Annotated in this window: 26 protein-coding genes; 15 read left to right on the forward strand and 11 right to left on the reverse strand. The window is 72.7% G+C overall.

Translation table 11 applies throughout. From position 1 onward, the window contains the following. Nucleotides 1-63: 63 nt before the first annotated feature. Nucleotides 64-465: a helix-turn-helix transcriptional regulator gene (locus tag VGN74_RS07420; protein WP_327446732.1), complete on the forward strand. Its 402-nt coding sequence runs from the start codon at nt 64-66 to the stop codon at nt 463-465. 212 nt (nt 466-677) lie between these two features. Here VGN74_RS07420 and VGN74_RS07425 read toward each other — a convergent pair whose 3' ends face one another. Further along, nucleotides 678-1,238: an S-type pyocin family protein gene (locus VGN74_RS07425; protein WP_327446733.1), complete on the reverse strand. Its 561-nt coding sequence runs from the start codon at nt 1,236-1,238 to the stop codon at nt 678-680. A 130-nt stretch (nt 1,239-1,368) separates the two neighbouring features. Between VGN74_RS07425 and coaBC the strand changes: the two genes are divergently transcribed. Both coaBC and dut read left to right on the forward strand, forming a co-directional pair. After that, the gene (gene coaBC, locus VGN74_RS07430) at nt 1,369-2,595 is read left to right on the forward strand and encodes a bifunctional phosphopantothenoylcysteine decarboxylase/phosphopantothenate--cysteine ligase CoaBC (RefSeq protein ID WP_327446734.1); all 1,227 of its coding nucleotides are present in this window, start codon (nt 1,369-1,371) and stop codon (nt 2,593-2,595) included. Continuing rightward, nucleotides 2,592-3,041: a dUTP diphosphatase gene (dut, locus tag VGN74_RS07435; protein WP_327446735.1), complete on the forward strand. Its 450-nt coding sequence runs from the start codon at nt 2,592-2,594 to the stop codon at nt 3,039-3,041. The genes coaBC and dut overlap by 4 nt, the downstream gene beginning before the upstream one ends. A gap of 16 nt (nt 3,042-3,057) precedes the next feature. On the opposite strand, the gene dapB is transcribed toward dut, so the two are convergent. The 3 genes from dapB to dnaK form a co-directional block, all read right to left on the reverse strand. Then, nucleotides 3,058-3,804, reverse strand: a complete 747-nt coding sequence (gene dapB, locus VGN74_RS07440) for a 4-hydroxy-tetrahydrodipicolinate reductase (protein WP_327446736.1) — start codon at nt 3,802-3,804, stop codon at nt 3,058-3,060. Next, nucleotides 3,801-4,988 carry a molecular chaperone DnaJ gene (gene dnaJ, locus VGN74_RS07445; RefSeq protein WP_327446737.1) on the reverse strand — a complete coding sequence of 396 codons (1,188 nt, stop codon included), beginning with the start codon at nt 4,986-4,988 and terminating at the stop codon, nt 3,801-3,803. Before dnaJ ends, dapB begins: the two co-directional genes overlap by 4 nt. A gap of 233 nt (nt 4,989-5,221) precedes the next feature. After that, entirely contained in the window at nt 5,222-7,132 is a 1,911-nt protein-coding gene (gene dnaK / locus VGN74_RS07450; protein WP_327446738.1) for a molecular chaperone DnaK, read from the reverse strand. A gap of 239 nt (nt 7,133-7,371) precedes the next feature. Between dnaK and VGN74_RS07455 the strand changes: the two genes are divergently transcribed. The 3 genes from VGN74_RS07455 (at nt 7,372) to VGN74_RS07465 (ending at nt 11,319) form a co-directional block, all read left to right on the forward strand. Further along, nucleotides 7,372-7,998, forward strand: a complete 627-nt coding sequence (locus VGN74_RS07455; RefSeq protein WP_327446739.1) for an alpha-ketoglutarate-dependent dioxygenase AlkB — start codon at nt 7,372-7,374, stop codon at nt 7,996-7,998. A 77-nt stretch (nt 7,999-8,075) separates the two neighbouring features. After that, a complete protein-coding gene (locus VGN74_RS07460) occupies nt 8,076-8,981 on the forward strand; it encodes a dienelactone hydrolase family protein (RefSeq protein WP_327446740.1) in 906 nt (301 codons plus the stop codon). Between the two features lie 55 nt (nt 8,982-9,036). Then, nucleotides 9,037-11,319 (forward strand): S8 family peptidase, encoded by a 2,283-nt coding sequence (locus VGN74_RS07465; protein ID WP_327446741.1) that lies wholly within the window; start codon nt 9,037-9,039, stop codon nt 11,317-11,319. A gap of 190 nt (nt 11,320-11,509) precedes the next feature. On the opposite strand, the gene grpE is transcribed toward VGN74_RS07465, so the two are convergent. Both grpE and hrcA read right to left on the reverse strand, forming a co-directional pair. Beyond that, on the reverse strand, nt 11,510-12,106 hold the full coding sequence (gene grpE, locus VGN74_RS07470) for a nucleotide exchange factor GrpE (RefSeq protein ID WP_327447692.1): 597 nt from the start codon (nt 12,104-12,106) through the stop codon (nt 11,510-11,512). Between the two features lie 26 nt (nt 12,107-12,132). Further along, nucleotides 12,133-13,200, reverse strand: coding sequence for a heat-inducible transcriptional repressor HrcA (hrcA, locus tag VGN74_RS07475; protein WP_327446742.1), 1,068 nt, complete (start codon nt 13,198-13,200; stop codon nt 12,133-12,135). A gap of 129 nt (nt 13,201-13,329) precedes the next feature. Between hrcA and rph the strand changes: the two genes are divergently transcribed. Beyond that, nucleotides 13,330-14,046 carry a ribonuclease PH gene (gene rph, locus VGN74_RS07480; RefSeq protein WP_327446743.1) on the forward strand — a complete coding sequence of 239 codons (717 nt, stop codon included), beginning with the start codon at nt 13,330-13,332 and terminating at the stop codon, nt 14,044-14,046. Between the two features lie 169 nt (nt 14,047-14,215). Here rph and VGN74_RS07485 read toward each other — a convergent pair whose 3' ends face one another. Next, nucleotides 14,216-14,482: a DUF6356 family protein gene (locus tag VGN74_RS07485; RefSeq protein ID WP_327446744.1), complete on the reverse strand. Its 267-nt coding sequence runs from the start codon at nt 14,480-14,482 to the stop codon at nt 14,216-14,218. A gap of 111 nt (nt 14,483-14,593) precedes the next feature. Between VGN74_RS07485 and VGN74_RS07490 the strand changes: the two genes are divergently transcribed. From VGN74_RS07490 to VGN74_RS07500, 3 genes are all read left to right on the forward strand, one after another. Beyond that, nucleotides 14,594-15,766 carry an acyl-CoA dehydrogenase gene (locus tag VGN74_RS07490; protein ID WP_327447694.1) on the forward strand — a complete coding sequence of 391 codons (1,173 nt, stop codon included), beginning with the start codon at nt 14,594-14,596 and terminating at the stop codon, nt 15,764-15,766. A gap of 162 nt (nt 15,767-15,928) precedes the next feature. After that, nucleotides 15,929-17,275, forward strand: a complete 1,347-nt coding sequence (locus VGN74_RS07495) for a trypsin-like peptidase domain-containing protein (RefSeq protein WP_327446745.1) — start codon at nt 15,929-15,931, stop codon at nt 17,273-17,275. A gap of 269 nt (nt 17,276-17,544) precedes the next feature. Continuing rightward, nucleotides 17,545-17,868, forward strand: coding sequence for a DUF2794 domain-containing protein (locus tag VGN74_RS07500; protein ID WP_327446746.1), 324 nt, complete (start codon nt 17,545-17,547; stop codon nt 17,866-17,868). A 78-nt stretch (nt 17,869-17,946) separates the two neighbouring features. Here the strand turns inward: VGN74_RS07500 and VGN74_RS07505 are convergent, their stop codons facing one another. Then, nucleotides 17,947-18,702 (reverse strand): Bax inhibitor-1/YccA family protein, encoded by a 756-nt coding sequence (locus VGN74_RS07505; RefSeq protein ID WP_327446747.1) that lies wholly within the window; start codon nt 18,700-18,702, stop codon nt 17,947-17,949. A 137-nt stretch (nt 18,703-18,839) separates the two neighbouring features. Between VGN74_RS07505 and thpR the strand changes: the two genes are divergently transcribed. The 3 genes from thpR (at nt 18,840) to VGN74_RS07520 (ending at nt 20,322) form a co-directional block, all read left to right on the forward strand. Next, nucleotides 18,840-19,373 carry an RNA 2',3'-cyclic phosphodiesterase gene (gene thpR / locus VGN74_RS07510; RefSeq protein WP_327446748.1) on the forward strand — a complete coding sequence of 178 codons (534 nt, stop codon included), beginning with the start codon at nt 18,840-18,842 and terminating at the stop codon, nt 19,371-19,373. Nucleotides 19,374-19,384: 11 nt separating this feature from the next. Next, nucleotides 19,385-19,945, forward strand: coding sequence for a GNAT family N-acetyltransferase (locus tag VGN74_RS07515; protein WP_327447696.1), 561 nt, complete (start codon nt 19,385-19,387; stop codon nt 19,943-19,945). A gap of 146 nt (nt 19,946-20,091) precedes the next feature. Further along, entirely contained in the window at nt 20,092-20,322 is a 231-nt protein-coding gene (locus VGN74_RS07520; protein WP_327446749.1) for a DUF1902 domain-containing protein, read from the forward strand. Here VGN74_RS07520 and VGN74_RS07525 read toward each other — a convergent pair. Beyond that, complete coding sequence (locus VGN74_RS07525; RefSeq protein ID WP_327446750.1) at nt 20,319-20,513, reverse strand: type II toxin-antitoxin system HicA family toxin; 195 nt, start codon at nt 20,511-20,513, stop codon at nt 20,319-20,321. The genes VGN74_RS07520 and VGN74_RS07525 overlap by 4 nt on opposite strands. A gap of 72 nt (nt 20,514-20,585) precedes the next feature. Here VGN74_RS07525 and mmcB point away from each other — a divergent pair, with 72 nt between their 5' ends. Continuing rightward, nucleotides 20,586-21,032, forward strand: a complete 447-nt coding sequence (gene mmcB, locus VGN74_RS07530; protein ID WP_327446751.1) for a DNA repair putative endonuclease MmcB — start codon at nt 20,586-20,588, stop codon at nt 21,030-21,032. Nucleotides 21,033-21,067: 35 nt separating this feature from the next. After that, a complete protein-coding gene (locus tag VGN74_RS07535) occupies nt 21,068-21,433 on the forward strand; it encodes a four helix bundle protein (RefSeq protein ID WP_327446752.1) in 366 nt (121 codons plus the stop codon). A gap of 36 nt (nt 21,434-21,469) precedes the next feature. Here the strand turns inward: VGN74_RS07535 and VGN74_RS07540 are convergent, their stop codons facing one another. Continuing rightward, complete coding sequence (locus tag VGN74_RS07540; protein ID WP_327446753.1) at nt 21,470-22,027, reverse strand: ActR/PrrA/RegA family redox response regulator transcription factor; 558 nt, start codon at nt 22,025-22,027, stop codon at nt 21,470-21,472. Nucleotides 22,028-22,126: 99 nt separating this feature from the next. Then, the gene (locus VGN74_RS07545; protein WP_327446754.1) at nt 22,127-23,623 is read right to left on the reverse strand and encodes an ActS/PrrB/RegB family redox-sensitive histidine kinase; all 1,497 of its coding nucleotides are present in this window, start codon (nt 23,621-23,623) and stop codon (nt 22,127-22,129) included. Nucleotides 23,624-23,644 lie beyond the last annotated feature (21 nt).

Here is a 23,644-nt window from a genome sequence, read left to right on the forward strand (position 1 = left end):
ACGGACAGCCCGGACCACCGGGCGGCCGGGCCATGGCTCAGGACGCATCAAGGAGTGGCAGACATGGCGAGATCCGAGGACGAAGGCCCCCACCCGGTTGACCGGCACGTGGGCCGCCGCGTCGCCGAGAAACGCATCGCCCTCGGCTACAACCAGACCGACCTCGGCCGGGCCCTGGGCGTGACCTTCCAGCAGGTGCAGAAGTACGAGAAGGGCTCCAACCGCATCTCGGCCTCCAAGCTGTGGCAGGTGGCGCAGTTCTTCCGCGTCGACCCGGGCTATTTCTTCGAGGGTCTGGCCGACACCCGCGCCGGCGTCGCCGAGGGCGAGGGCGAGGCCTACGCCCACGACTATCCGTCGACCCGCCACACCATCGAGATCGGCCGCCTGGCCCCCCGCCTGTCGACGGCGCGCCAGCGCCTCGTCGCCGAGCTGGTGCGCGAGCTGGCCGACACCCCGGAGTAGGGGGCCCGGGCGACGCGCTACCTGTAGCCGTCACCCCCGGGCTTGTCCCGGGGGCCCATGGCGGGGTCAGGCGCCGTCGCGCGCAGCTTTAGCGGGCCCGCCAGCGACACCCAAGGATCGCGCCTCGCGGAACGAGGGGCCCCCGGGACAAGCCCGGGGGTGACGATGCTTTCTGCACCGGCTGCGACGCCCGCGGGCTACAGGATCGCGGCCTAGCCGCCCCCGGACCGCTGGCCGAAGGTCGGGGCGCGGGCCTTCTGCTCCGCCCAGTAGGCCGGCCCGTCGTCGGGCTTGAACATGGTGCGCGGCACCCCGTCGGCGTCGACCACGGCGAAGGTGTTGCTCGAGGCCTGGTACAGCAGCACGTCGCCGTTGGGCCGCGTCACCCGCTCCACATCCGCCGGCGGCCGCCGGGTGAAGGCCTCGACCTGCGCCAGATAGGCCTCCGGCGTCGCCGCCCCGAACGCCGCGCCGTTGCGTTCGAACAGCCGGCGCGTCTTCTCGTCCACGCTCTCGCGCCGGTTGGCGGTCAGGACCGGCGCCGCCGCCGCCCCGGCCGCCGCGACCGCCGGGGTCGCCGCCGTATCGACCCCGGCCGTCGCCGCCTCGACCGCCTCGCGCGGTCGGGTCTCCACCGCCGAGGGCGCGGCGTCACAGCCCGCCGCACCGGCCAGCGCCGCGACACAGGCTGTCGCCGCGACACAGGCTGTCGCCGCCAGACGCCTCAGGGTTCCCATGACCCAACCTGTCGTCCAGCCCGTTGTCCAGCGCATGGCCGGCCTCCTTCCTCCACAACCGGGCCGATACTGCCACACTCCCGATGTTCGCGCAATGTTCCATATCGTCGTTCGCCGAATCGCCCGGCGCTCGACGGCGGGAGCCCGTGCCGCTAGAGCGGAGGCCATGGACATGGGCCTCACCGGACGCCGCCTGCTGCTCGTCATCGGCGGCGGCATCGCCGCCTACAAGACGCTGGAGCTGATCCGCCTGCTGCACCGGGCGGGCGCCGAGACGCGCGTCGTCCTGACCGAGGCCGGGTCGCGCTTCGTCACCCCCCTCTCGCTCGCCGCCCTGACCGGCCATCCGCCCCGCACCGGCCTGTTCCAGCCGGACGAGGAGACGGCCATGGGCCATATCGAGCTGTCGCGCTGGGCCGATCTGGTGGTGGTCGCCCCGGCCACCGCCGGCCTCATCGCCAAGGCCGCCCAGGGCCTCGCCGACGACCTCGCCTCCACCACCCTGATCGCCACCGACAAGCGCGTCCTGATGGCCCCGGCCATGAACGTGCGCATGTGGCTGCACCCGGCGGTGCAGGCCAATGTCGCCCGTCTGGCGGCCTTCCCCGGCCCCGGCGTGGCCTTCGTCGGCCCCGACGAGGGCGACATGGCCTGCGGCGAGTTCGGCCCCGGCCGCATGGTCGAGCCCCCGGCCATCCTCGCCGCCATCGCCGCCGAGCTGGCCGGTCCCGCCGCCCGCCCTCTGGCCGGTCGCCGGGCGCTGGTCACCGCCGGCCCCACCTTCGAGCCGATCGATCCGGTGCGCGGCCTGACCAACCGCTCCTCCGGCAAGCAGGGCTACGCCATCGCCGCCGCCCTCGCCGCGCGCGGGGCCGAGGTGACGCTGGTGTCCGGACCGGTGGCGCTGGACGCCCCGCCGGGCGTGACCCGCGTCTGGGTCGAGACCGCGCGGGAGATGCAGGCCGCCTGCGACGCCGCCCTGCCCGCCGACCTCGCCGTCATGACCGCCGCCGTGGCCGACTGGCGCCCCGACCAGGTCGCCACCGGCAAGATCAAGAAGGCCCCCGGCGGTCCCCCGGCCCTGGCCCTGACCGAGAACCCCGACATCCTCGCCGGCCTGTCCGCCGCCGGTCCGCGCCGCCCGGCCCTGGTGGTCGGCTTCGCCGCCGAGACCGACGACCTGATCGCCAACGCCCGGCGCAAGCTCAGCCGCAAGGGCTGCGACTGGATCGTCGCCAATGACGTCAGCGCCGACGTGTTCGGGGCCGACGGCAACGCCGCCACCCTGATCACCGGCGACGGCGAGGAAAGCTGGCCGCGCCAGTCCAAGACCGCCCTCGCCGCCGCCCTCGCCGACCGCATCGCCCGCCATTTCACCGGAACGCCCGCATGATCGCCGTCCGCCTGCAGCGCCTGCCCCATGGCGCCGACCTGCCCCTGCCGGCCTATGAGACCGCGGGCTCGGCGGGCATGGACCTGCGCGCGGCGGTGCCGGAGGACGCGCCGGTGACGCTGGCGCCCGGGGCCCGGGCCCTGGTGCCGACCGGGCTGAAGATCGCCCTGCCGCCGGGCCATGAGGCCCAGGTGCGGCCGCGCTCGGGCCTGGCCCTCAAGCACGGCGTCACCTGCCTCAACAGCCCGGGCACCATCGACGCCGACTATCGCGGCGAGGTCGGGGTGATCCTCATCAACCATGGATCGGACCCGTTCGTGGTCCGGCGCGGCGAGCGCATCGCCCAGATGGTGGTGGCCCCGGTGCTGCAGGTGGCCCTGGTCGAGGCCGAGGCGCTGGACGAGACCGCCCGCGGCGCCGGCGGCTTCGGCTCGACGGGGCGCTGAGCCTCCGTCAACCGCCTCAGGCCTGACGGAAGCCCAGCACGTCCTGCATGTCGTAGAGGCCCGGGCGGCGGTTGCGCACCCAGGCGGCGGCCACCACCGCGCCCTTGGCGAACAGGGAGCGGTCGATGGCGCTGTGCGACAGGGTCAGCACCTCGTCGTCCGAGGCGAACATGACGGTGTGCTCGCCGACGATGCCGCCGGCGCGGATGGCCGAGAAGCCGATCGAGCCGGCGACCCGCTCCGCCAGCCCCTCGCGGGCCGGGGTGCGCAGCGCCGCCAGGTCCTCGCCGCGCCCGGCGGCGGCGGCCTCGCCCAGCATCAGGGCCGTGCCCGAGGGGGCGTCGACCTTGCGCCGGTGATGCGCCTCCTGGATCTCGATGTCCCAGGCCTCGGCCGGCAGCCGCAGGGCGGCGTGCTCGACCAGACCGATCAGGATGTTGACGCCCAGCGAGAAGTTGCCGCTGCGCACGATGGCGACGCGGGTCGCCGCCGCCTCGATGGCCGCCTCCTGGGTCGCGTCGAAGCCGGTCGAGCCGATCACCAGCGCCGGGCCGCCGCGGTCGGCGCAGGCCGCCGCCAGCTCGGCCGAGGCCTCCGCCGTCGAGAAGTCGATGACCACGTCGCACAGCGACAGGTCCGGCTGGTCGCCGCGGTCGAAGCGGGCCGCCACCACCACGTCGCCGCGGGCGTCCAGCACCTGGCTCAGGGCCCGGCCCATGCGGCCGCGGGCGCCGGAAATGCCGACATGGAACAGGCCGGTCACGCGGCGGTGTCTTTCGAAGCGTCGTCGCCGCCCATGATCTCGGCCCAGAAGCGCTTGGCCTTGCCGGCGAAGCTGGTGTTGCGCGGACTCTGGGCCTCGCCGCAGGTCTCGGCAAGCTCGCGCAGCAGCTCTTTCTGCCGGGCGCTGAGGTTGGTCGGGGTCTCGACGAACAGCTCGACCACCAGATCGCCGCGCTGGCGGCCGTTCAGATGCGGCATGCCCTTGCCCTTGATGCGCACGGTGCGGCCGGTCTGGGCCCCCTCGGGCACCTGCACCTCGGCGCGGCACTGGCCGTCGCAGGCCTCGGAGACCAGACAGGGCGCCTCGATCATCCCGCCCAGCGCCGCCGTGGTCATCGGCACCGGCACGGTCACCAGCAGGTCGAGGTTGTCGCGCTCGAACAGCTCGTGCGGCCGCACCGAGACGAAGACATAGAGGTCGCCGCGCGGCCCGCCGCGCATGCCGGCGTCGCCCTCGCCCGACAGGCGGATGCGCGACCCGTCGTCGACGCCCGCCGGCACCTTCAGCGCCAGCTTGCGCGTCTTGCGCACCTGGCCGTGACCATGACAGGCCTCGCAGGGGTCGGCGATCATCTGACCGGCCCCGCCGCAGCGCGGGCAGGTGCGCTCGACCTGGAAGAAGCCGTTGGCGGTGCGGATCCGGCCGGCCCCGCCGCAGGTGGTGCAGGTCACCGGCCGCGTCCCCGGCTTCGCGCCCGAGCCGTCGCACACGTCGCAGGCGGCGGTGACCGGGAAGCTGATCTCCACCTCGTCGCCGCGATAGGCCTGCTCCAGCGTGACCTCGAGGTCGTAGCGCAGGTCCGAGCCGCGCCGCGGCCCGCCGCGGGTCTGGCCGCGCGCCCCGCCGAACACGTCGCCGAAGGCGTCGCCGAACACCTGGGAGAAGATGTCGTTGATGTCGTTGAAGGCCGCGCCGCCGCCGGGGCCGCCCCCGCCGCCGCCCACCCCGGCATGGCCGAAGCGGTCATAGGCGGCGCGCTTCTGGGCGTCCGACAGCACCGAATAGGCCTCGGAGATCTCCTTGAAGCGCGCCATCGACTCTTCCGAACCGCCGTTGCGGTCCGGGTGATGCTGCATCGCCAGCTTGCGATAGGCGGATTTCAGCCCGGCCTCGTCGACCGAGCGATCGACGCCCAGGATCTCGTAATAGTCTCGCTGCGCCATCGGGCGTTACGACCTCATGACCCCCACCCGCGCGCCCGCCGTACCGGCGCGGGACGTGCGACGCCCCTCACATGGGGCCCGCCGGCGGGGATGCAAGAATGGTGACAGGGGGGCCGCCCCTCCGTCCGGTCGCTTCGCGCCCGGCCACCTCCCCATTCCATGGGGAGGAGAGGCGCCTTTCCTCCCCACGAAGTGGGGAGGGGGACCGCGAAGCGGTGGAGGGGCGGCCGGGTTCAGGCGCTCTTCTTCTGGTCGTCGTCGGAGACGACTTCCTCGAACTCGGCGTCGACCACGCCGTCATCGGCCGGGCGAGCCTCGCCGGCGTCGCCGCCGTCGCCCTGCTGCGCCTTGTACATGGCCTCGCCGAGCTTCATCGACGCCTGGGCGAGGGTCGAGGTCTTTGCCCGGATGTCTTCCGGGTCGGTCCCGTCGCGGGCGGCCTTGAGATCGCTGATGGCGGTCTCGATCGCCGCCTTCTCGTCAGCGGAGACCTTGTCGCCGTGCTCGGCCAGGGCCTTTTCGGTCGAGTGGATCAGGCTGTCGGCCCCGTTCTGGGCCTCGACCAGCTCCTTGCGGGCCTTGTCCGCCGCGGCGTTGGCCTCGGCTTCCTTGACCATGCGCTCGATGTCCGCGTCCGACAGGCCGCCGTTGGCCTGGATGCGGATCGACTGCTCCTTGTTGGTCGCCTTGTCCTTGGCCGAGACATTGACGATGCCGTTGGCGTCGATGTCGAAGGCGACCTCGATCTGCGGCATGCCGCGCGGCGCCGGCGGGATGCCCATCAGGTCGAACTGGCCCAGCAGCTTGTTGTCCGCCGCCATCGGCCGCTCACCCTGGAAGACCCGGATGGTCACGGCCGACTGGTTGTCGTCGGCGGTGGAGAACACCTGGCTCTTCTTGGTCGGGATGGTGGTGTTGCGCTCGATCAGCGGGGTGAATACCCCGCCCAGGGTCTCGATGCCCAGGGTCAGCGGCGTCACGTCCAGCAGCAGCACGTCCTTGACGTCGCCCTGCAGCACCCCGGCCTGGACCGCGGCGCCCAGCGCCACGACCTCGTCCGGGTTGACGCCCTTGTGCGGCTCCTTGCCGAAGAAGGCCTTCACCGCTTCCTGCACCTTGGGCATCCGGGTCATGCCGCCGACCAGCACCACCTCGTCGATGTCCGAGGCCTTCAGACCGGCGTCCTTCAGGGCCTTCTGGCACGGCTCGATGGTGCGCTGGATCAGGTCGTCGACCAGGGCCTCCAGCTTGGCGCGCGACAGCTTGATGTTCAGGTGCAGCGGGCCCGAGGCGTTCATCGAGATGAACGGCAGATTGACCTCGTACTGGCTCGTCGAGGACAGCTCCTTCTTGGCCTTCTCGGCCTCTTCCTTCAGGCGCTGCAGGGCCAGCTTGTCCTGGCGCAGGTCGACGCCCTGCTCCTTCTTGAACTCGTCGGCCAGGTAGTCGACCAGACGCAGGTCGAAGTCCTCGCCGCCGAGGAAGGTGTCGCCGTTGGTCGACTTCACCTCGAACACGCCGTCGCCGATCTCGAGGATCGAGACGTCGAAGGTGCCGCCGCCGAGGTCATAGACGGCGATCTTCTGGCCGTCGTTCTTCTCGAGGCCATAGGCCAGCGCCGCCGCGGTCGGCTCGTTGATGATGCGCAGCACCTCCAGCCCGGCGATCTTGCCGGCGTCCTTGGTGGCCTGACGCTGGGCGTCGTTGAAATAGGCCGGGACGGTGATCACCGCCTGGGTGACCTTGTCGCCGAGGTAGGCCTCCGCGGCCTCCTTCATCTTCATCAGGGTGAAGGCCGAGATCTGCTGCGGCGAGTAGTCCTTGCCGTGGGCGCGCACCCAGGCGTCGCCGTTCGGGCCCTTGACGATCTCGTAGGGCACCATGCCCTTGTCCTTGGCCACCACCGGATCGTCGAAGTTGCGGCCGATCAGGCGCTTGATGGCGAAGAAGGTGTTCGACGGATTGGTCACCGCCTGGCGCTTGGCCGGCTGGCCGACCAGGGTGTCGCCGCCGTCCTGGATGGCGACCACCGACGGGGTGGTGCGCGCGCCCTCGGCGTTCTCGATGACCTTGGGGGTCTTGCCGTCCATCACGGCCACGCACGAGTTGGTCGTGCCGAGGTCGATGCCGATGATCTTGCTCATGGCGGGCTTTCCGTCTCCTTGCGGCGGGCGATGCGGCGGCCTCCGGGTCGAGCGCCGCGCCTGATCGCCCCCATGGTGAAAATACAGCGCCGCGCCTTGGGGTTCGCCAGAACCGGCGGACGCGACAGGGGTTGATGTGGTCGTTCCGGGATCAGGTGTCTGCGACACCGGAACGCTTGGCCCCGCATATGGGGAAGGCCACATGGCCCGCAAGGGTTTGTCGGGCCGGGAGGGCGGCGATGCGTGATTCTCCGGCCGGACCGGCGCTGGAGCCCCTGCCGGGCCTGAAGCTCTGGCCCGGACGGCTGGACCTCTCGGCCCAGACCGCCCTGCGCGATGCGGTGCTGGCGGCGCTCGAAGCCGCGCCGCCCTATCGCCCCGTCACCCCCGGCGGCCGGCCGATGTCGGTGCGGATGAGCAATCTCGGCCCGCTCGGCTGGGTCACCGACGCCGCCGGCGGCTACCGCTACCAGCCGACCCACCCGCAGACCGGCCGGCCGTGGCCGCCGATCCCGCTGGCCCTGCTGGACCTGTGGGCGCAGCACGCCGACCCGGACCGGCCGCCGGACGCCTGCCTCGTCAACCTCTACGACGGCGACGCCCGCATGGGGCTGCACCAGGACCGGGACGAGGCCGACCTGACCGCGCCGGTGCTGTCGGTCTCGCTCGGCGACACCGCCGTGTTCCGCTTCGGCCCGGCCGGGGGCGGGCCGACCCGGTCGCTTCGGCTGGCGTCCGGCGACGTCCTGGTCTTGTCCGGCCCGGCCCGCCTGTGCCGGCACGGCGTCGACCGCCTCCTGCCCGGCTCCTCGCGTCTGCTGCCCGGCGGCGGACGGCTGAACCTGACCCTGAGGCGGGCAGGCTGACGCATCACGGCAATGGGAGTCGACGGCTCCCGGACAGCCTGCGATGGTCCGGACAGCTGCATTCCCGGGGGATCGCCATGACCATGCTTCACCGTCCCGAGGGCCCCGCCCCCGAAGACGCCGTCCTCAGCCGCCGCGGCCTCGCCGGGGCCCTGGTCGGGGCCGCCGCCTTCGCCGGCTACGCCCCGGCCGCCCTGGCCCAGGCCGCGCAGCCGATCGTCACCGACGCCGACGGCCTGGTGATCAGCGAGGTGACCTACCCGGCGCCGGACAGCTTCGACCTGCCGGCCTATGTGGCCCGGCCCGAAGGCGACGGCCCCTTCCCGGTGGTGATCGTCGTCTCCGAGATCTTCGGCCTGCACGCCTGGATCATGGACATCTGCCGCCGGCTGGCGAAGGCCGGCTACGCCGCCGTGGCCCCGGCCTTCTTCGTCCGCGTCGCCGATCCGGCCCCCCTGACCGACTTCGCCGAGATCCAGCGCATCGTCGCCGCCGCCGGCTACGAGCAGGTCATGGGCGATATCGCCGCGACCCTCGCCTGGACCGACCAGCAGCTGTGGGCCGACAGCGCCCGGGTGGGCATCACCGGCTATTGCTGGGGCGGCAAGGTGGTGTGGCAGGCCATGGCCCGCTTCGCCGCGCTGGACGCCGGGGTCGCCTGGTACGGCCGGCTGGCTCCGGCCGACAACGCCTCCCCCGAACAGCGGGCCGCCGGCGCCCCCTGGCCGGTCGACGTCGCCGCCGACCTCAAGGGGCCGGTGCTCGGCCTCTACGGCGGCCAGGACCGCGGCATCCCGCTGGACACGGTCGAGGCCATGCGCGCGGCGCTGGGCCGCGCCGGGGCCGCCGACAGCGACATCGTCGTCTATCCGGACTCGCAGCACGGCTTCCTCGCCGACTACCGGGCGGCGTACGACCCGGTGGCCGGTCCCGACGCCTGGGCCCGGCTGCTCGCCCATTTCACCGCCCACCTCAATCGTTGAGTAAGGACACCGGACCGATCCTTGGAAGGGCGGATCGGCCGGAGGAGCGTCTCACATGAAATCCCTGCGCACCCTCGCCGTGCACGCCCTTCTCCTCGCGGTCCTCGCCGCGCCGCTCGCCGCCTGTGGCGGCGGGGGCGGCGGGGGAACCGGGGGGGGCGTGGTCACCCCGCCGCCCCCGCCCCCGCCTCCGCCGCCGCCTCCCCCACCACCGCCGCCGCCGCCGCCGCCGCCGCCCGCGCCGTCCCCGACGTCGGCCGAGGTCACGCGCAGCTATGGCATCGGCAACAGCCGGGCGGTCGCGGCCTGGAACCGCGGGGCCACCGGGGCCGGGATCACCGTCGCCGTGGTCGACACCGGCATCGACCTCGACCAGACCGACCTCGACGCCAACATCTCGCCGCGCTCCACCGACATCGTCGTCGGCCGCAATACGCCCGAGGGCGAGAGCCGGCACGGCACCCGCGTCGCCGGGGTCATCGGCGCCGAGTTCAACGGCTTCGGCACCATCGGCGTGGCCTACAACTCGACCATCCTGTCGATCCGCGCCGACATCAGCGACTGCACCGACCCGGACGACACTGAATGCTTCCGCTCCGGCGACCTGGCCCGCGCCCTCGACTACGCCGTGGCCAACGGGGCGAAGGTGATCAACCTGTCGCTCGGCGGCGACGGGCCGCTGGGCGGGACCTTCGAGGCCGCCCTGCTGCGCGCGGTCCAGGCCGGCGTGGTGATCGCCGCCGCCTCGGGCAATGACGCCGAGGCCAATCCCTCCTGGCCCGGCCGCTACGCCTCGGATCCGCGCTTCCTCGGCGGGATCATCGTCGTCGGCTCGCACGACGCGGCCAACGTCATTTCCGACTTCACCAGCCGCGCCGGGGTGAGCGCCGACCGCTTCATCTCCGCCCCCGGCGACGAGGTCATCACCGACTGCGACGGCACCAGCTGCTGGCGCGTCAGCGGCACCTCCTTCGCCGCCCCCCATGTGGCCGGAGCCCTGGCCCTGCTGCTGCAGGCCTTCCCCAACCTGTCAGGCCGGGACGCCATCAACATCCTGCTGGATACGGCCCGCGACGCCGGCGACGCCGGCACCGACACCACCTACGGCCGCGGCCTGCTCGACATCGAGCGCGCGTTCCAGCCGGTCGGGACCACCGCCACGCCCACCGCCGCCGGAACCGCCGTGCGCATCGCCGAGGTCCCGGGCAGCCATATCGGTTCCGCCTTCGGCGGGGCCCTGTCGCGCGAGGGCCTGACCACCATCGCCTACGACAGCTACGAGCGCCTGTTCACGGTGGACCTGGGCGGCCTGCTGCGCCCGGCGCCGCGCCGCAGTTTCCAGCCCGAGACGCCCGAGCCGGTGCAGACCGCCACCGTGTCAGGCGAGACCGCCTTCGGCACGCGTCTGGCCCTGACCGCCGCCGTGCCGGTCCCCGAGGACCGCGAGGCCCTGCGCCGCGACACCCCCTTCCGCGCCCCCTGGCTGGGCTCGGAGACGCGCCGCGAGGCCCTGGCCACCATCGAGGGCGGCCGCCTCGGCTTCGCCGCCTGGCAGGGCGAGGGCGGGGCCCGCGCCCCCTTCGCCACCGGGGCCGGCGACGGCTTCGCCGCCCTGGCCCAGGCCGACCACGCCCTGCGCGGGGCGCTCGACCTCGGCCGCTTCAGCCTGACCGCCGAGACCGGCGGCGGCGACCGCCCCGTGCCCCTGCGCCGCGCCGAGGAGGACGCCGCCCGCTACAGCCGCGCCGGTCTCGCCTGGCGCGTCGACGAGGTCCTGACCCTCAACCTGTCCGCCGGCCGTCTGGACGAGCGCCTCGGCCCGCTCGGCGGCTACTTCCCCTCGACCTCCGACTTCGCCATGCCGGCCTCGACCGACTTCGGCGCCGTCGGCTGGCGTCTCGACGCCGGCCGCGGCCTGACCCTCGACGGCGAGCTGGGCGCCTCGCGCACCCGGATCCGCGACGGCCTGCTGACCCTGGCCGAGCCGGCCCTCGGCTCGACCTGGCAGATCGGCCTCGCCGGCGCCTGTCCGGCCTGGCTGCCGGCCTGCGATACCCTGAGGCTGGAGCTGTCCCAGCCACTGCGCATCGAGGACGGGACCTTCGAGGTCGAGCTGGCCGATGTGCCGCTGGAGTATTTCGACCCGGTCACCTTCTCGGTGCGCCGCCTCTCGGCCGCGCCGGACGGGCGCCAGATCGACCTGTCGCTCTCGACCCTGCACCGCACCGGCCCGGACTCGGCCCTGTCGCTGCGCGCCGTGCTGATCCGCGACGAGGGCCACCGCCGTGACGCCGGCGCCAGCCTCGCCCTGCTCGCCAGCTGGCGCCGGGGGTTCTGAAACAGCGGCGCCGCCGCGCCTTTCCTCCCCACGCCAGTGGGGAGGGGGACCGCGAAGCGGTGGAGGGGCCCGGTCGCCAGGGCGACCGGCGGGCGGTGGAGGGGCTGCGTCGCGCCACGCTGGCGCGCCCCTCCGTCACGGCGCTGCGCGCCGCGCCACCTCCCCATTTCATGGGGAGGAGAGACGTTCCCTACCCCTGCGTGCGCGCGCCGGCGGCGGCGTAGGCGGCGTTGGCGGCGGCCTGGGCCCCGGCGTCCGGGGCCGGGCCGGAGCCCTTGGCGGCGACCACCACCATGGCCGGGCGCACGGTGCGGCCGAACAGGACGTAGCCGGGCTGCAGGGTCTGGATCACCTGGCCTGCGGCCACGGTCTCCGAGGGCTGCTCCATCATGGCCTGGTGCTGGTGCGGGTCGAAGGCGGTCCCGGCCTCGGGCGCCACCCGGGTCAGGCCATTGCCCTCGAACGCCGTCAGCAGCGCCTTGTGGGTCATCTCCAGCCCGGTGACGAGGCCGGCGGCCGGGCCCTCGGCGTCCTGGGGCGCCGCCTGCAGGGCGCGCTCGAGGTTGTCGGCCACGCCCAGCAGGTCCTTCGCGAACCGCTGGATGGCGTAGGCCCGGGCGTCGTTCATCTGGGTCTCGGTGCGCTTGCGCACATTCTCGGCCTCGGCCGCGGCGCGCAGGGCCCGGTCGCGCCAGGCGTCGCGCTCGGCGATGACCTGGTCCAGCGGGGCCAGGTCGCTGTCCGCCGGGGGCAGGGCGGCGTCGCCGTCCTCCTCAAGGCCGGTCAGGGTCTCGTCGTCTCGGGGCGTGTCGCTCACGTGTCGTTTCCGTCCAGCATCCGGCCCAGCACCCGGGCGGTATAGTCCACCAGCGGGATGATCCGGGCATAGTTGAGTCTTGCGGGGCCGATCACGCCGATGGCGCCCAGCACCCGCTGCCGGCCGCTCATATAGGGCGCCGCGACCACGGCGGAACCCGACAGCGAGAAAAGCCGCGTCTCGGCGCCGATGAAGATGCGCACGCCCTCGGCCTCGGCCACCCCGTCGAGCAGGCCGATCAGCTGGGCCTTCTGCTCCAGGTCCTCCATCAGGCCGCGCACCCGCTCGAGATCCTCCAGCGCCTCGCGGTCCTGCAGCAGATTGGCCCGGCCGCGCACGATCAGGGCCCGCTCGCGCTCGGCCCCGCCGGCCCAGGCGGCCAGTCCGTCCTCGACCAGCCGCGCCGCCGCCGTGTCCAGCTCGCGCCGCGCCCGCTCCAGCTCGACGGTCATCTCCGCCCGGGCCTCGGCCAGCGGCCGGCCCTTGAGGCGGGCGTTGAGGAAGTTGGAGGCCTCGCGCAGGGTCGCCGGCGTGACCCCGGCCGACAGCCGCATCAGCCGGTTCTCCACCGTGCCGTCCTCGGCCACCAGCACCGCCAGGGCCTCGTCGGCGGCCAGCGGCACGAACTCCACATGCTTGACCCCGGACGCCCGCACCGGCGCGGCGACGATGCCGGCCCCGCCGGCCAGGCCCGAAAGCAGCACCGAGGCCTCGTCCAGCGCCTCCTCGAACGACCGTCCGCGCCCGGCCAGCCGGCCGTCGATCTCGCGCCGCTCCTCCTCGCTGAGGTCGCCGATCTCCAGCAGGCCATCGACGAACAGCCGCAGCCCGGCATGGGTCGGCACCCGCCCCGCCGAGGTGTGCGGCGAGGCCAGCAGGCCCGCCATGGTCAGGTCCTGCATGGTGTTGCGGATCGAGGCCGGCGACAGGGCCAGGCCGCCGCGCGACACGGTGCGCGAGCCGACCGGCTCGCCGGTCTCCAGATAGGTTTCGACAATGCGCCGCAGGATATCCCGCGCCCGCGCGTCCAGATCGGTCAGGGAGGCGCCGCCGGAGAGCAGCATGGTCACGCCTCCGCCGGCGCGGAACGCCGGGGCCGGAGACGGCGGGAGAGCGGCGAATCGGTGTGGGCCATGTGGACGCGTCCTTCGGCTTTAGGATAAGCCCCTCGCCTCGCCCTTCAAGGAGTCCGCATGCGCCCTTCCCACCGCGCCCCCGACCAGCTGCGCGCCGTGACGCTGGAGACCGGCGTCAACCGCTACGCCGAGGGCTCCTGCCTCGTCAGCTTCGGCCACACGAAGGTTCTGGTCACCGCCACGGTCGAGGAGAGCCTGCCGGGCTGGCTGCGCGGCAAGGGCCAGGGCTGGGTCACGGCCGAATACGGCATGCTGCCGCGCGCCACCCACACCCGCGGCCGGCGCGAGGCCGCCGCCGGCAAGCAGTCGGGCCGCACCCAGGAGATCCAGCGCCTGATCGGCCGCTCCCTGCGCGCCGTGGTCGACCTCAAGGCCCTCGGCGAGCGCCAGGTGGTGCTGGACTGCGACGTCATCCAGGCCGACGGCGGCACCCGCACGGCGGCCATCACCGGCGCCTGGGTGGCGCTGGCCTCGGCCCTGCAGCATCTGCGCGATGAGGGGGTGATGACCGTCGATCCGATTCTCGACCAGGTCGCCGCCGTCTCCTGCGGCGTCTGCGCCGACGTGCCGGTGCTGGACCTCGACTACGAGGAGGACTCCTCCGCCGAGGCGGACTCCAACTTCGTCCTGACCGGGGCCGGCGACATCGTCGAGATCCAGGCCACCGGCGAGAAGCGCGGCTTCACCCGCCCCGAGTTCGACCGCCTGTTCCAGCTGGCCGAGACCGGCTGCGCCGAGCTGTTCGCCCTGCAGCGCGCGGCCCTGGGGCGGTAGGTTTCGCCTGCCCCATCGCGAAGCGGATGGGCGCGACGTCGCCCCTCCGTCTCACCGGCTTCGCCGGCGATCCACCTCCCCATTTCATGGGGAGGAGAGGCGCCTTTCCTCCCCACGCAGTGGGGAGGGGGACCGCCGAAGGCGGTGGAGGGGCCCGACCCCGCCCCCCCTAAAGCCCCGGGTCGTACGCCCCTTCCCGCGCGCAGCGGCTTTCCAGGGCGGTCTGCTTGCGGCCGCGCAGTTCGTCGGCCATGGCGCAGACCTGGTCCGAGGCGGCGGTCTTCAGGGTCCCGGGCATGAGGGCGTGGGCGAAGGCCGCGCCGGCCGCCCCGAGCAGCCGCACCCCGTAGGCCGATGCCGCGAGGAAGTGGCGGCCATAGCTCTCGCCCACCTCGCGGGGGTGCTCCAGAAACAGGCGGTCCAGCAGCTTCAGCATGAGGCGCAGCATAGCCATGCGGCGCGGCGCAGCCTACCCGCCGGCGGCGAAAGGGCCTAAAGCGGGGCCCGAAGATACGGGAGACACGACATGGCCGACGGCGCCGCGCAGATGACCGCCAAGGGGTTCCGCTGGGACGATCCGCTGGATCTGGACGGCCGGCTGACCGACGACGAGCGCATGATCCGCGACGCGGCCCGGGCCTATGCCCGCGAGAAGCTGCTGCCGCGGGTGGTCGCCGCCTTCCGTGACGAGACCTTCGACCGGGCCATCATGACGGAGCTGGGGGCGATGGGCTTCCTCGGCGCCACCCTGCCGGAACAGTACGGCGGGGCCGGCGCCAGCCACGTCGCCTATGGCCTGATCGCCCGCGAGATCGAGGCGGTCGACAGCGGCTACCGCTCGGCCATGTCGGTGCAGAGCTCGCTGGCCATGTATCCGATCTACGCCTTCGGCTCGGAAGAGCAGCGCATGCGCTTTCTGCCGCGCATGGCGGCGGGCGAGCTGGTCGGCTGTTTCGGCCTGACCGAGGCCGACGGCGGCTCCGACCCGGCCTCGATGAAGACGAAGGCGGATAAGGTCGACGGCGGCTATCGCCTCAACGGGGCCAAGTACTGGATCACCAACAGCCCGATCGCCGACCTGGCGGTGGTCTGGGCCAAGCTGGACGGCGAGATCCGCGGCTTCATCGTCGAACGCGGCATGGACGGCTTCACCACGGACAAGATCGGCGACAAGCTGTCCCTGCGCGCCTCGATCACCGGCGACATCGGCCTGAATGACGTCCTCGTGCCGGAAGCGAACCTGCTGCCCGGCGTGAAGGGGCTGCGCGGTCCGTTCAGCTGCCTCAACAAGGCCCGCTACGGCATCTCGTGGGGGGCGATGGGCGCGGCCGAGTTCTGCTTCCACGCCACGCGCGACTATGTGGCCGAACGCAAGCTGTTCGGCCGGCCGCTGTCGGCGCGCCAGCTGGTGCAGAAGAAGCTGGCCGACATGCAGACCGAGATCTTCCTCGGGCTGGAGGGGGCGCTGGCGCTGGGCCGCCGCCTCGACAACGGCGACTGGTGCCCCGAGGCCATCTCGATGATGAAGCGCAACAACTGCGGCAAGGCCCTGGCCATCGCCCGCGAGGCCCGCGACATGCACGGCGGCGCCGGCATCACCGGCGAGATGCACGTCATGCGCCACGCCATGAACCTCGAGACGGTCAACACCTACGAGGGCGCCCACGACGTCCACGCCCTGATCCTCGGCCGCGCCATCACCGGTGAAAGCGCCTTCTAGGGCTTAGGGCTTAGGGAGTAGGGCTTAGAGCTTAGGGTGCTCTGCTGCACCGCAGCGTCAACCCTACTCCCTAAGCCCTACTCCCTACTCCCTAAGCCCTCGACAATCGCCGTCGCCCGGCGTCTGATCTGCGTCGCCGCCCGCTGCGCCCGAGGAGTCCCGATGCGCCTGAAGTCCGCCCGCCGTCCCGCCTCGCGCGTCGCCGTCGCCGCCCTCGCCCTGGCGCTCGTCGCCGGCGCCCCCCTGACCGCAGCGGCCCAGGATGCCCTGCCCCTGCCCTATGATGCGAGCCGCGGCGTGTTCAGCTTCGCCGCCGGGCTGGAGCGCAGCCTGCCGGCGGTGGTCCAGGTCACGACCCTGGGCGGCGGCGAGGGCCCGACCACCGGCGAGGGCGAGGCCATGCCCCTGTCCGGCGGCTCCGGCGTGATCATCGACGCCGCCGCCGGCATCATCGTCACCAACCACCACGTCATCGAGGGCGGCGAGAAGTTCACCGTCGACCTGACCGACGGCCGGCTGTTCGAGGCCGAGCTGGTCGGGGCCGACAAGGCCACCGACCTGGCCGTGCTGCGCATCAGCGCCCCGGACCTGGCCCAGGTCGAGGTGGTGGATTCCGACACCCTGCGCACCGGCGATCTGGCCTTCGCGGTGGGCTATCCGCTGGGGCTGGACCAGACCCTGACCATGGGCGTCATCTCCGGCCTCAACCGCTCCGGCCTCGGCGACGCGGTCGAGGACTACATCCAGACCGACGCGGCGGTGAACTCGGGCAATTCCGGCGGTCCTCTGCTGGACAGCCGCGGCCGGCTGATCGGCATCAACACCTCGATCCTGTCCGGCGGCGGCGACTTCCTGGGTCTGGGCGGCGGCAACGACGGCATCGCCTTCGCCGTGCCCACCCGCATCATGATGTTCGTGGTCGAGCGCCTGCGCGCCGAGGGCGAGGTTCGCCGCGGCCGGATCGGGGCCACCCTCGGCTCGCTCAACGCCCAGCGGGCGCGCGAACTCGGGCTCGCCTTCGTGCGCGGCGCCGTGGTCGAGGACGTGGCGCCCGGCTCGCCGGCCGATCGCGCCGGCCTGCAGCGCGGCGACATCATCACCCGCATCCAGAACCGCCCGGTGGCCAACGCCGGCTCGGTCCAGGCGGTGATCGGCGTCGCCGAGATCGGCGCCGGGATCACCCTGAGCTGGCTGCGCGACGGCCGCACCCTGACGGGCGAGGTGTCCGCGCGCGAGCCGGTGGCCGACCGGGTCCAGGCCGGCAGCCGCGAGGTCGCCGCCCTCGGCGCCGTGTTCGCGGCGGCGACCGATGGGGAGGGGGTGGTGGTCATGTCGGTGCAGGGCGGGCCGGTCGAGGGCCTGGTCGCCGGCGACCGGGTGCTGGAGGTCGAGGGCCGCGAGGTCACCGGCCTGGCCGGTCTGGCCCAGCGCCTGCGCGATGCGCGCAGCCCGATCCGGCTGCTCGTCGCCCGCGGCGGCGAGACCCTGACGGTCACTCTGGAGGGCTGAATGCGGTGCGCCCGCCCGGCCTGGAGGGGGAGGAGGTGGCCGGACGGGCGCGTCGCTTGGAGGAAGCATCGGCCCGCCTGCGCCCCTGAGGGAGTGATCCCGGGGGGCTGGGGGGGCTGTTCAGGTTCCGGAACCGCTCCGGGCGCTGGCGAGCCGACGCTCACCTTTTCCCCTGCTCACAAGGCTGCGTCAGGACCGAATCGGGGCCATTTCATGTCGCAGAACGCCAGAATGTCGCAGCCGGACGCCCGCATCATGGGCGGCGTCGCATGAGCGCCGAGGGGCTTCCCGCCGGCCCGGTCTTCTTCGACCGGCGCGAGCTGGACCAGATCCTGCGCGTCTACGGCCGCATGGTGGCCCAGGGCGAGTGGCGCGACTACGCCATCGCCGGCCATCGCGACCTGGCCGAGTTCGCCGTCTTCCGCCGCGCCGGCGACGCCCCGGCCTACAGGATCGAGAAGCGCCCGGCGCTGCAGGCGCGTCAGGGCCAGTGGGCGGTGATCGGCGAGGGCGGCCAGGTGCTCAAGCGCGGCCGCGACCTGGCCCAGACCCTGCGCGTGTTCGACAGCCGGCGCTTCACCGTCATCGACTGACGGCAAGGGCGTGGCGCCCCACGAAAAAGGCCCCGGCGTCGCCGCCGGGGCCTGGTCGTGTCAGCGGTCAGGCCGCGCCTATTCCCGGTTGCCGAGGAAGGCCAGCAGGAACTGGAACAGGTTGATGAAGTTGATGAACAGGCTGAGCGCGCCGAACCCGGTCATCACCGCCATGGCGTTCGGATCGCCGCCCAGACGGTAATAGTCCATCTTCAGCCGCTGGGTGTCGTAGGCGATCAGGCCCGAGAACAGCAGCACGCCCACCGCATTGATGGCGTAGTAGAACACCGGGTTCTGGGCCGCCGGCAGGAACATGAACACCAGGCTGGCGATGACCAGGCCGATGACGCCCATGATCAGGAAGGTGCCGAGCGGGCCGAGGTCGCGCTTGGTGGTGTAGCCGAACAGGCTCAGGCCGCCGAAGGCCGCCGCCGTGACGAAGAAGGTCGAGGCGATCGACGCGTCCGTGTAGCGCAGGAAGACGATGCCGAGGCCGGCGCCGATCGAGCCGACCACCGCCCAGTAGAGCAGGTTGACGCCGCCCGCGGTCGGGTTGCGCATGAAGAACATCGAGCCGAACAGCAGCACCAGCGGCAGGAACTGGATGATCATGCCCAGGGGCGTCAGGGCGACGCGGCCGTCGGCGGTCAGGCCGAACAGCAGCTGCTGCACCGCCGGCACATTGCCGGTGACGTAGGCCAGCACCCCGGCCACCACCAGGCCGATCGCCAGCTTGTTGTAGACGCCGAGCATGAAGGCCCTGAGGCCGGCGTCCACCGCCATGTCGGCCATGGCCGGCGTGGCGCGCGTGTAGCCGTTACGGAAATCGCTCATCGCGAAAGGGTCTCCCAGAAAAGCGAGTGACCGGCGGGACGCCGACCGCTCCAGCTGGCAAATATCGGGTCAAGCCGGCAGGGCTTCAAGCGAAACCGGACTGGCCGGGTTCCCGCGGGGGCGCTACCAAAGGCCGCATGCTCCGTCTGTTCGCCGCCATTGCCTTGCCCGAGGACGTCGCCGGAGCCCTGAGTCGGCGGCAGTCCGGCCTGCCCGGCGCGCGCTGGCGGCCGGCGGACCATCTGCACATCACCCTGGCCTTCTATGGCGAGGTCGCCCCGCGCATGGCCGACGATCTGGCCGTCGAGCTGACCCGCGCGGCGGTGGCCCCGTTCCCCCTGGAGCTGGCCGGGACCGGCGCCTTCGGCGACGCCCACCAGACCGACGCCATCTGGGCCGGGGTGGCCCCGTCCGAGCCGCTGACCGTGCTGGCCGGCCGTTGCCGCGCCGCCGGCGAGCGGGCCGGAATCAACATTGAGAAGCGCGTCTATCGCCCGCACGTCACCCTCGCCTATCTGCGCGGCGCCCAGCCGGACCGCATCGGGGCGTGGATGAGCGGCCACAACCTGCTGGCCTCGCCGCCGTTCCGGGTGGATCGCTTCGGCCTGTATTCCAGCGTCCTGACCCACGAGGGCAGCCGCTACACCCTCGAGCGGGAGTATCTGCTGTGAGCACGCCCCTGATGGGTCCCGGCCCGGTGCTGGAGACGCCGCGGCTGATCCTGCGCCCGCCGCGGCTGGAGGACTTCCCGCGATGGGCCGAGGCCATGGCCCATGAGAGCGCCCGCTTCATCGGCGGACCGCTCGACACCCCGGCCGCGGCCTGGCGCCCCTTCATGACGATGGTCGGGGCGTGGGCCCTGACCGGCATCGGCATGTTCTCCCTGATCGAGAAGGACACGGGCCTGTGGATGGGCCGGATCGGCCCGTGGCGGCCGCTGGACTGGCCGGGCAACGAGGTCGGCTGGGGCGTGCACCCGGAAGCGGCCGGCCGCGGCCTGGCCCTGGAGGCGGCCGAGGCGAGCATGGACTACGCCTTCGACGTGCTGGGCTGGGACGACGTCATCCACTGCATCGACCCGGACAACCTTCCCTCGCAGCGGCTGGCGATGAAGCTGGGCTCGCGCAACCAGGGCCCGACCCGGATCCCCCCGCCGTTTCACGAGGTCAAGGTCGACAAATGGGGCCAGTCCCGCGCCGACTGGGCCGTCAACCGGCTCAAGCCCCCGGCGCAGCGGGGGTAGGGGGTGCTTCTCCTCCCCCGCGCGCGGGGGAGGGGGACCACGCGGAGTGTGGTGGAGGGGGCGAGGGTCGTCTGCGACGACTCCTGACCACGCCGCCACGCATTGACTTCGCAGCCCCCGGGACGGAGGGTGATGGCGAGCTGGCCATGAGCAACCCGACCTTCTTCGTCAGAGCCAACTGGGACGCCGAGGCCGCGGTCTGGGTCTCGGACACCGACATCCCCGGCCTGGTGATCGAGGCCGACAGCCTGGCCGAGTTCGAGCAGCTGATCTTCGCCCTCGCGCCGGACCTGTTGAATGACAATCTCGGCCTCCCGGCCGGACAGGTCACGATCGACTTCCAGGCGACCGCCCGACGCCATCTGGACGTCGCCTAGAAGGCCTTAGGCAGCCCCGCCTGTTTCAGCACCTCATTGGCGGTGTGGCGACTTTTCGAGCGCGGCACGATGAAGGTGCGGCCGTTGATCGGACTGCGCCACTTCTCGTGACTGCCCTTGCCGCCGTCCACGCGCCAGCACCCTGCCTCGCGCAGCAGGCGGGTCAGGTCCGCATGGAAATCGTGGCCCATGTCAGGAGCGTGCGGGCGATCCCCCCCCGACGCAACGCTTGACCGACGCGGAACAGACGCGGAACATGAGCCATGGCCGCCGCCCTGCTGCAGATCGAGCTCGTCACCCGCCGGCCGGAGACGACCCTGGCCGTGACCCGCGGCGCGGCGCGGCTGATGCGCGACCTCGGCCACGCCCCCCTGCTCGAGGTCGGCCTGCCGAACGGGCGCCGCGCCGACGTCATGGCGCTGGGCCCGCGCGGCGAGATCGTCATCTGCGAGGTCAAATCCGGCGTCGAGGACTTCCGCTGCGATCAGAAGTGGCGCGAGTACGGACCGTTCTGCGACGCCTTCTACTTCGCTGTGGCCCCGGACTTCCCGCAACCATTGATCGACGAGGCCTGCGGCCTGATCGTCGCCGACGGCTTCGGCGGGGCCATCCTGCGCGAGGCCGCCCCGACGCCCCTGGCCCCCGCCCGCCGCAAGGCGCTCACCCTCGCCTTCGCCCGCCTGGCGGCGCTCCGGGCGGGGCAGGGGTAGGCGGTAGGGGTAGGCGGTAGGGAAGGGGTCGGGAGATGGGCGGTTACAGGGACCTGGAGGTCTGGCGCCGGTCTATGGATCTCGCCGAAGCGGTCTATCTGCTGACCCGCTCGTTCCCGGCGGATGAGCGGTTCGGCCTGACGTCGCAGGCGCGACGCGCCGCCGTTTCTGTTCCCGCGAACATTGCCGAAGGCCATGGACGGGGCACGCGGCCGGCCTACGTCAGCTTCGTCCGGATCGCGCAGGGATCGCTGAAGGAGCTGGAAACCCATCTCCTGCTGGCAGCCCGGGTCGGCGCCTGCCAGTCGCCGGACATCGACAGCCTTCTCGACGAAGCTGACCAGCTCGGCCGCATGCTGCGCCGTCTGGCCGACAGTCTCTCGGACGGCGGCAGGGCCTGACGCCCCTACCGCCTACCCCTAACGCCTAACCCTCACCTACCGCGGCGCGCGCTTGGCGAGGATGCGCTGGAGGGTGCGGCGGTGCATGCCGAGGCGGCGGGCGGTCTCGGAGACATTGTGGTCGCACAGCTCGTAGACGCGCTGGATATGCTCCCAGCGCACCCGGTCGGCGCTCATCGGATTGTCCGGCGGCTCCGGGGCCTCGCCGGCGTCGGTCAGCAGGGCCTTGACCACATCGTCGGCGTCGGCGGGCTTGGACAGATAGTCCACCGCCCCGGCCTTGACCGCCGCCACCGCCGTGGCGATGGCGCCGTAGCCGGTCAGCATGACGATGCGCGAATCCTCGCGGCGCTCGCGGATCAGCTCCACGACCTTCAGGCCGTTGCCGTCCTCCAGCCGCATGTCCAGCACGGCGAAGGCCGGCGGGGTCTGGCGCAGGGCGGCCTGGGCCTCGGCCACCGAGGCGGCCGTGGTCACGGCGAAGCCCCGGGACTCCAGCGCCCGGCCGAGCCGGTTGCGCAGGGCGTTGTCGTCGTCGAGCAACAGCAACGACTTGTCGGGCAGGGCGGCGACGCGGGCGTCGAGATCGGTCATCCGGGTTCTCCTTCGGCCCTCGGCGGGTGCCGGGGCGGCGCGGTCAGGCCGCGCAGGACGTTCTAGCTACGGTCCATGTTGGACCCGTGGCGCGGCGCGTCAATGGATGCGGCGATCCGCCGCCAGATCGACCGGCTGATCGAGATCCGGCTCCAGCCGCGCCCGCGGCCAGCGCACCGCCACCCGGGCCCCGCGGTTGTCGCCCGGGCCGCCGTCCCCGGCCCCGACCGTGACCTCGCCGCCGGTCCGCTCCATCAGGGTGCGGGCGATGAAGAAGCCGAGGCCCATGCCGCCCTGGCTGGGGGCCACCTCGGCCGGGGGCGGCGCGCTCCCGCGGCGGCCGCGGGTGGCCGAGCGCAGCTGTTCCGCCAGGGCCCGGCGCGCCTTGGCCTGGGGCCGGCTGGTGACATAGGGCTCGCCGAGGCGCGGCAGGATGTCAGGCGAGATGCCCGGGCCGTCGTCGACGATCTCGATGACGATCCAGCCGGCGTCGACGATGGCGCTGACCCGCACCCGCGAGGCGGCGAAGTCGGCGGCGTTCTCGACGAAGGCCGACAGGCCGTGGATGATCTCCGGCAGGCGGCGCACCCGCGGCGTCTCCTGCCCCGGCGGGGTGCGCACGAGGATCTCGAAGTCGAGATCGAAGCCGCGGTGCGGCTCGACGATCTCGTTGAGCAGGGCCTTCAGCGACACATCGGCATAAAGGCGGTCGCCGGTGTCCGGCGCCTGGGACAGCTGCTTGAGGATGTCGCGGCAGCGCTCGGCCTGCTGCAGCAGCAGCCGCGCGTCCTCGGCGATCGGTCCCTCGGACCGGCTCTCGCGCAGCAGCTCCTTGGCCACCACCTGGATGGTCGCCAGCGGCGTGCCCAGCTCGTGCGCCGCCGCCGCCGCCAGACCGCCCAGCGCCGCCAGCTTCTGCTCGCGCTGCAGCACGTCCTGGGTGGTGGCCAGGGCCAGCTCCAGCTTCTCGGCGTCGGCCGCCACCCGCCAGGCGTAGGTGGCGGTGAACACCACCCCGGTGACCAGCGCCAGCCAGATGCCGAGCAGATAGAGGTACGGCAGCTCCAGCGGCTGGCCCTTCACCCACGGCAGGGGCATGGCCCACAGGAACAGGCCCGCCGAGGCGATCAGGGCCATCAGCCCCAGCAGCATGGCCTGCCGCGCCGGCAGGGAGGCCGCGGCCACCGTCACTGGCGCCACCAGCAGCAGGCAGAACGGGTTCTGCAGCCCGCCGGTGAGCCCCAGCAGCAGGCTGAGCTGAAGGATGTCGAAGCCGAGGTGCAGCGCCGTCTGCGGCCCGTCGGCGAGGTTGCCCTCCTGCCGGTTCAGGCGGGTCATGGCGGCGAAATTGACCAGGGCCCCGGCCGCCACCACCGTCATGCAGGCGGTGACCGGCAGGTCGAAGTGCAGCCAGACCTGGGCCAGGGTGATGGTCGCCGTCTGGCCGGCCAGCGCCGCCCAGCGCAGGATCACCAGGGTGCGCAGCGACAGGCCGCGGCCGCGCCGGATGCCGCCAACATCGCGCGTATGCGACAGGGCGGGCCCCGCGGCGGCGGGACGGAACTGCGACGACGACAGGGCTTCTTTGAACGGCACGTTCTTCCTATAGACGGCCCG

Origin of the sequence: Brevundimonas sp. (assembly GCF_035998205.1) — a bacterium.
Taxonomy (GTDB): Bacteria; Pseudomonadota; Alphaproteobacteria; order Caulobacterales; family Caulobacteraceae; genus Brevundimonas.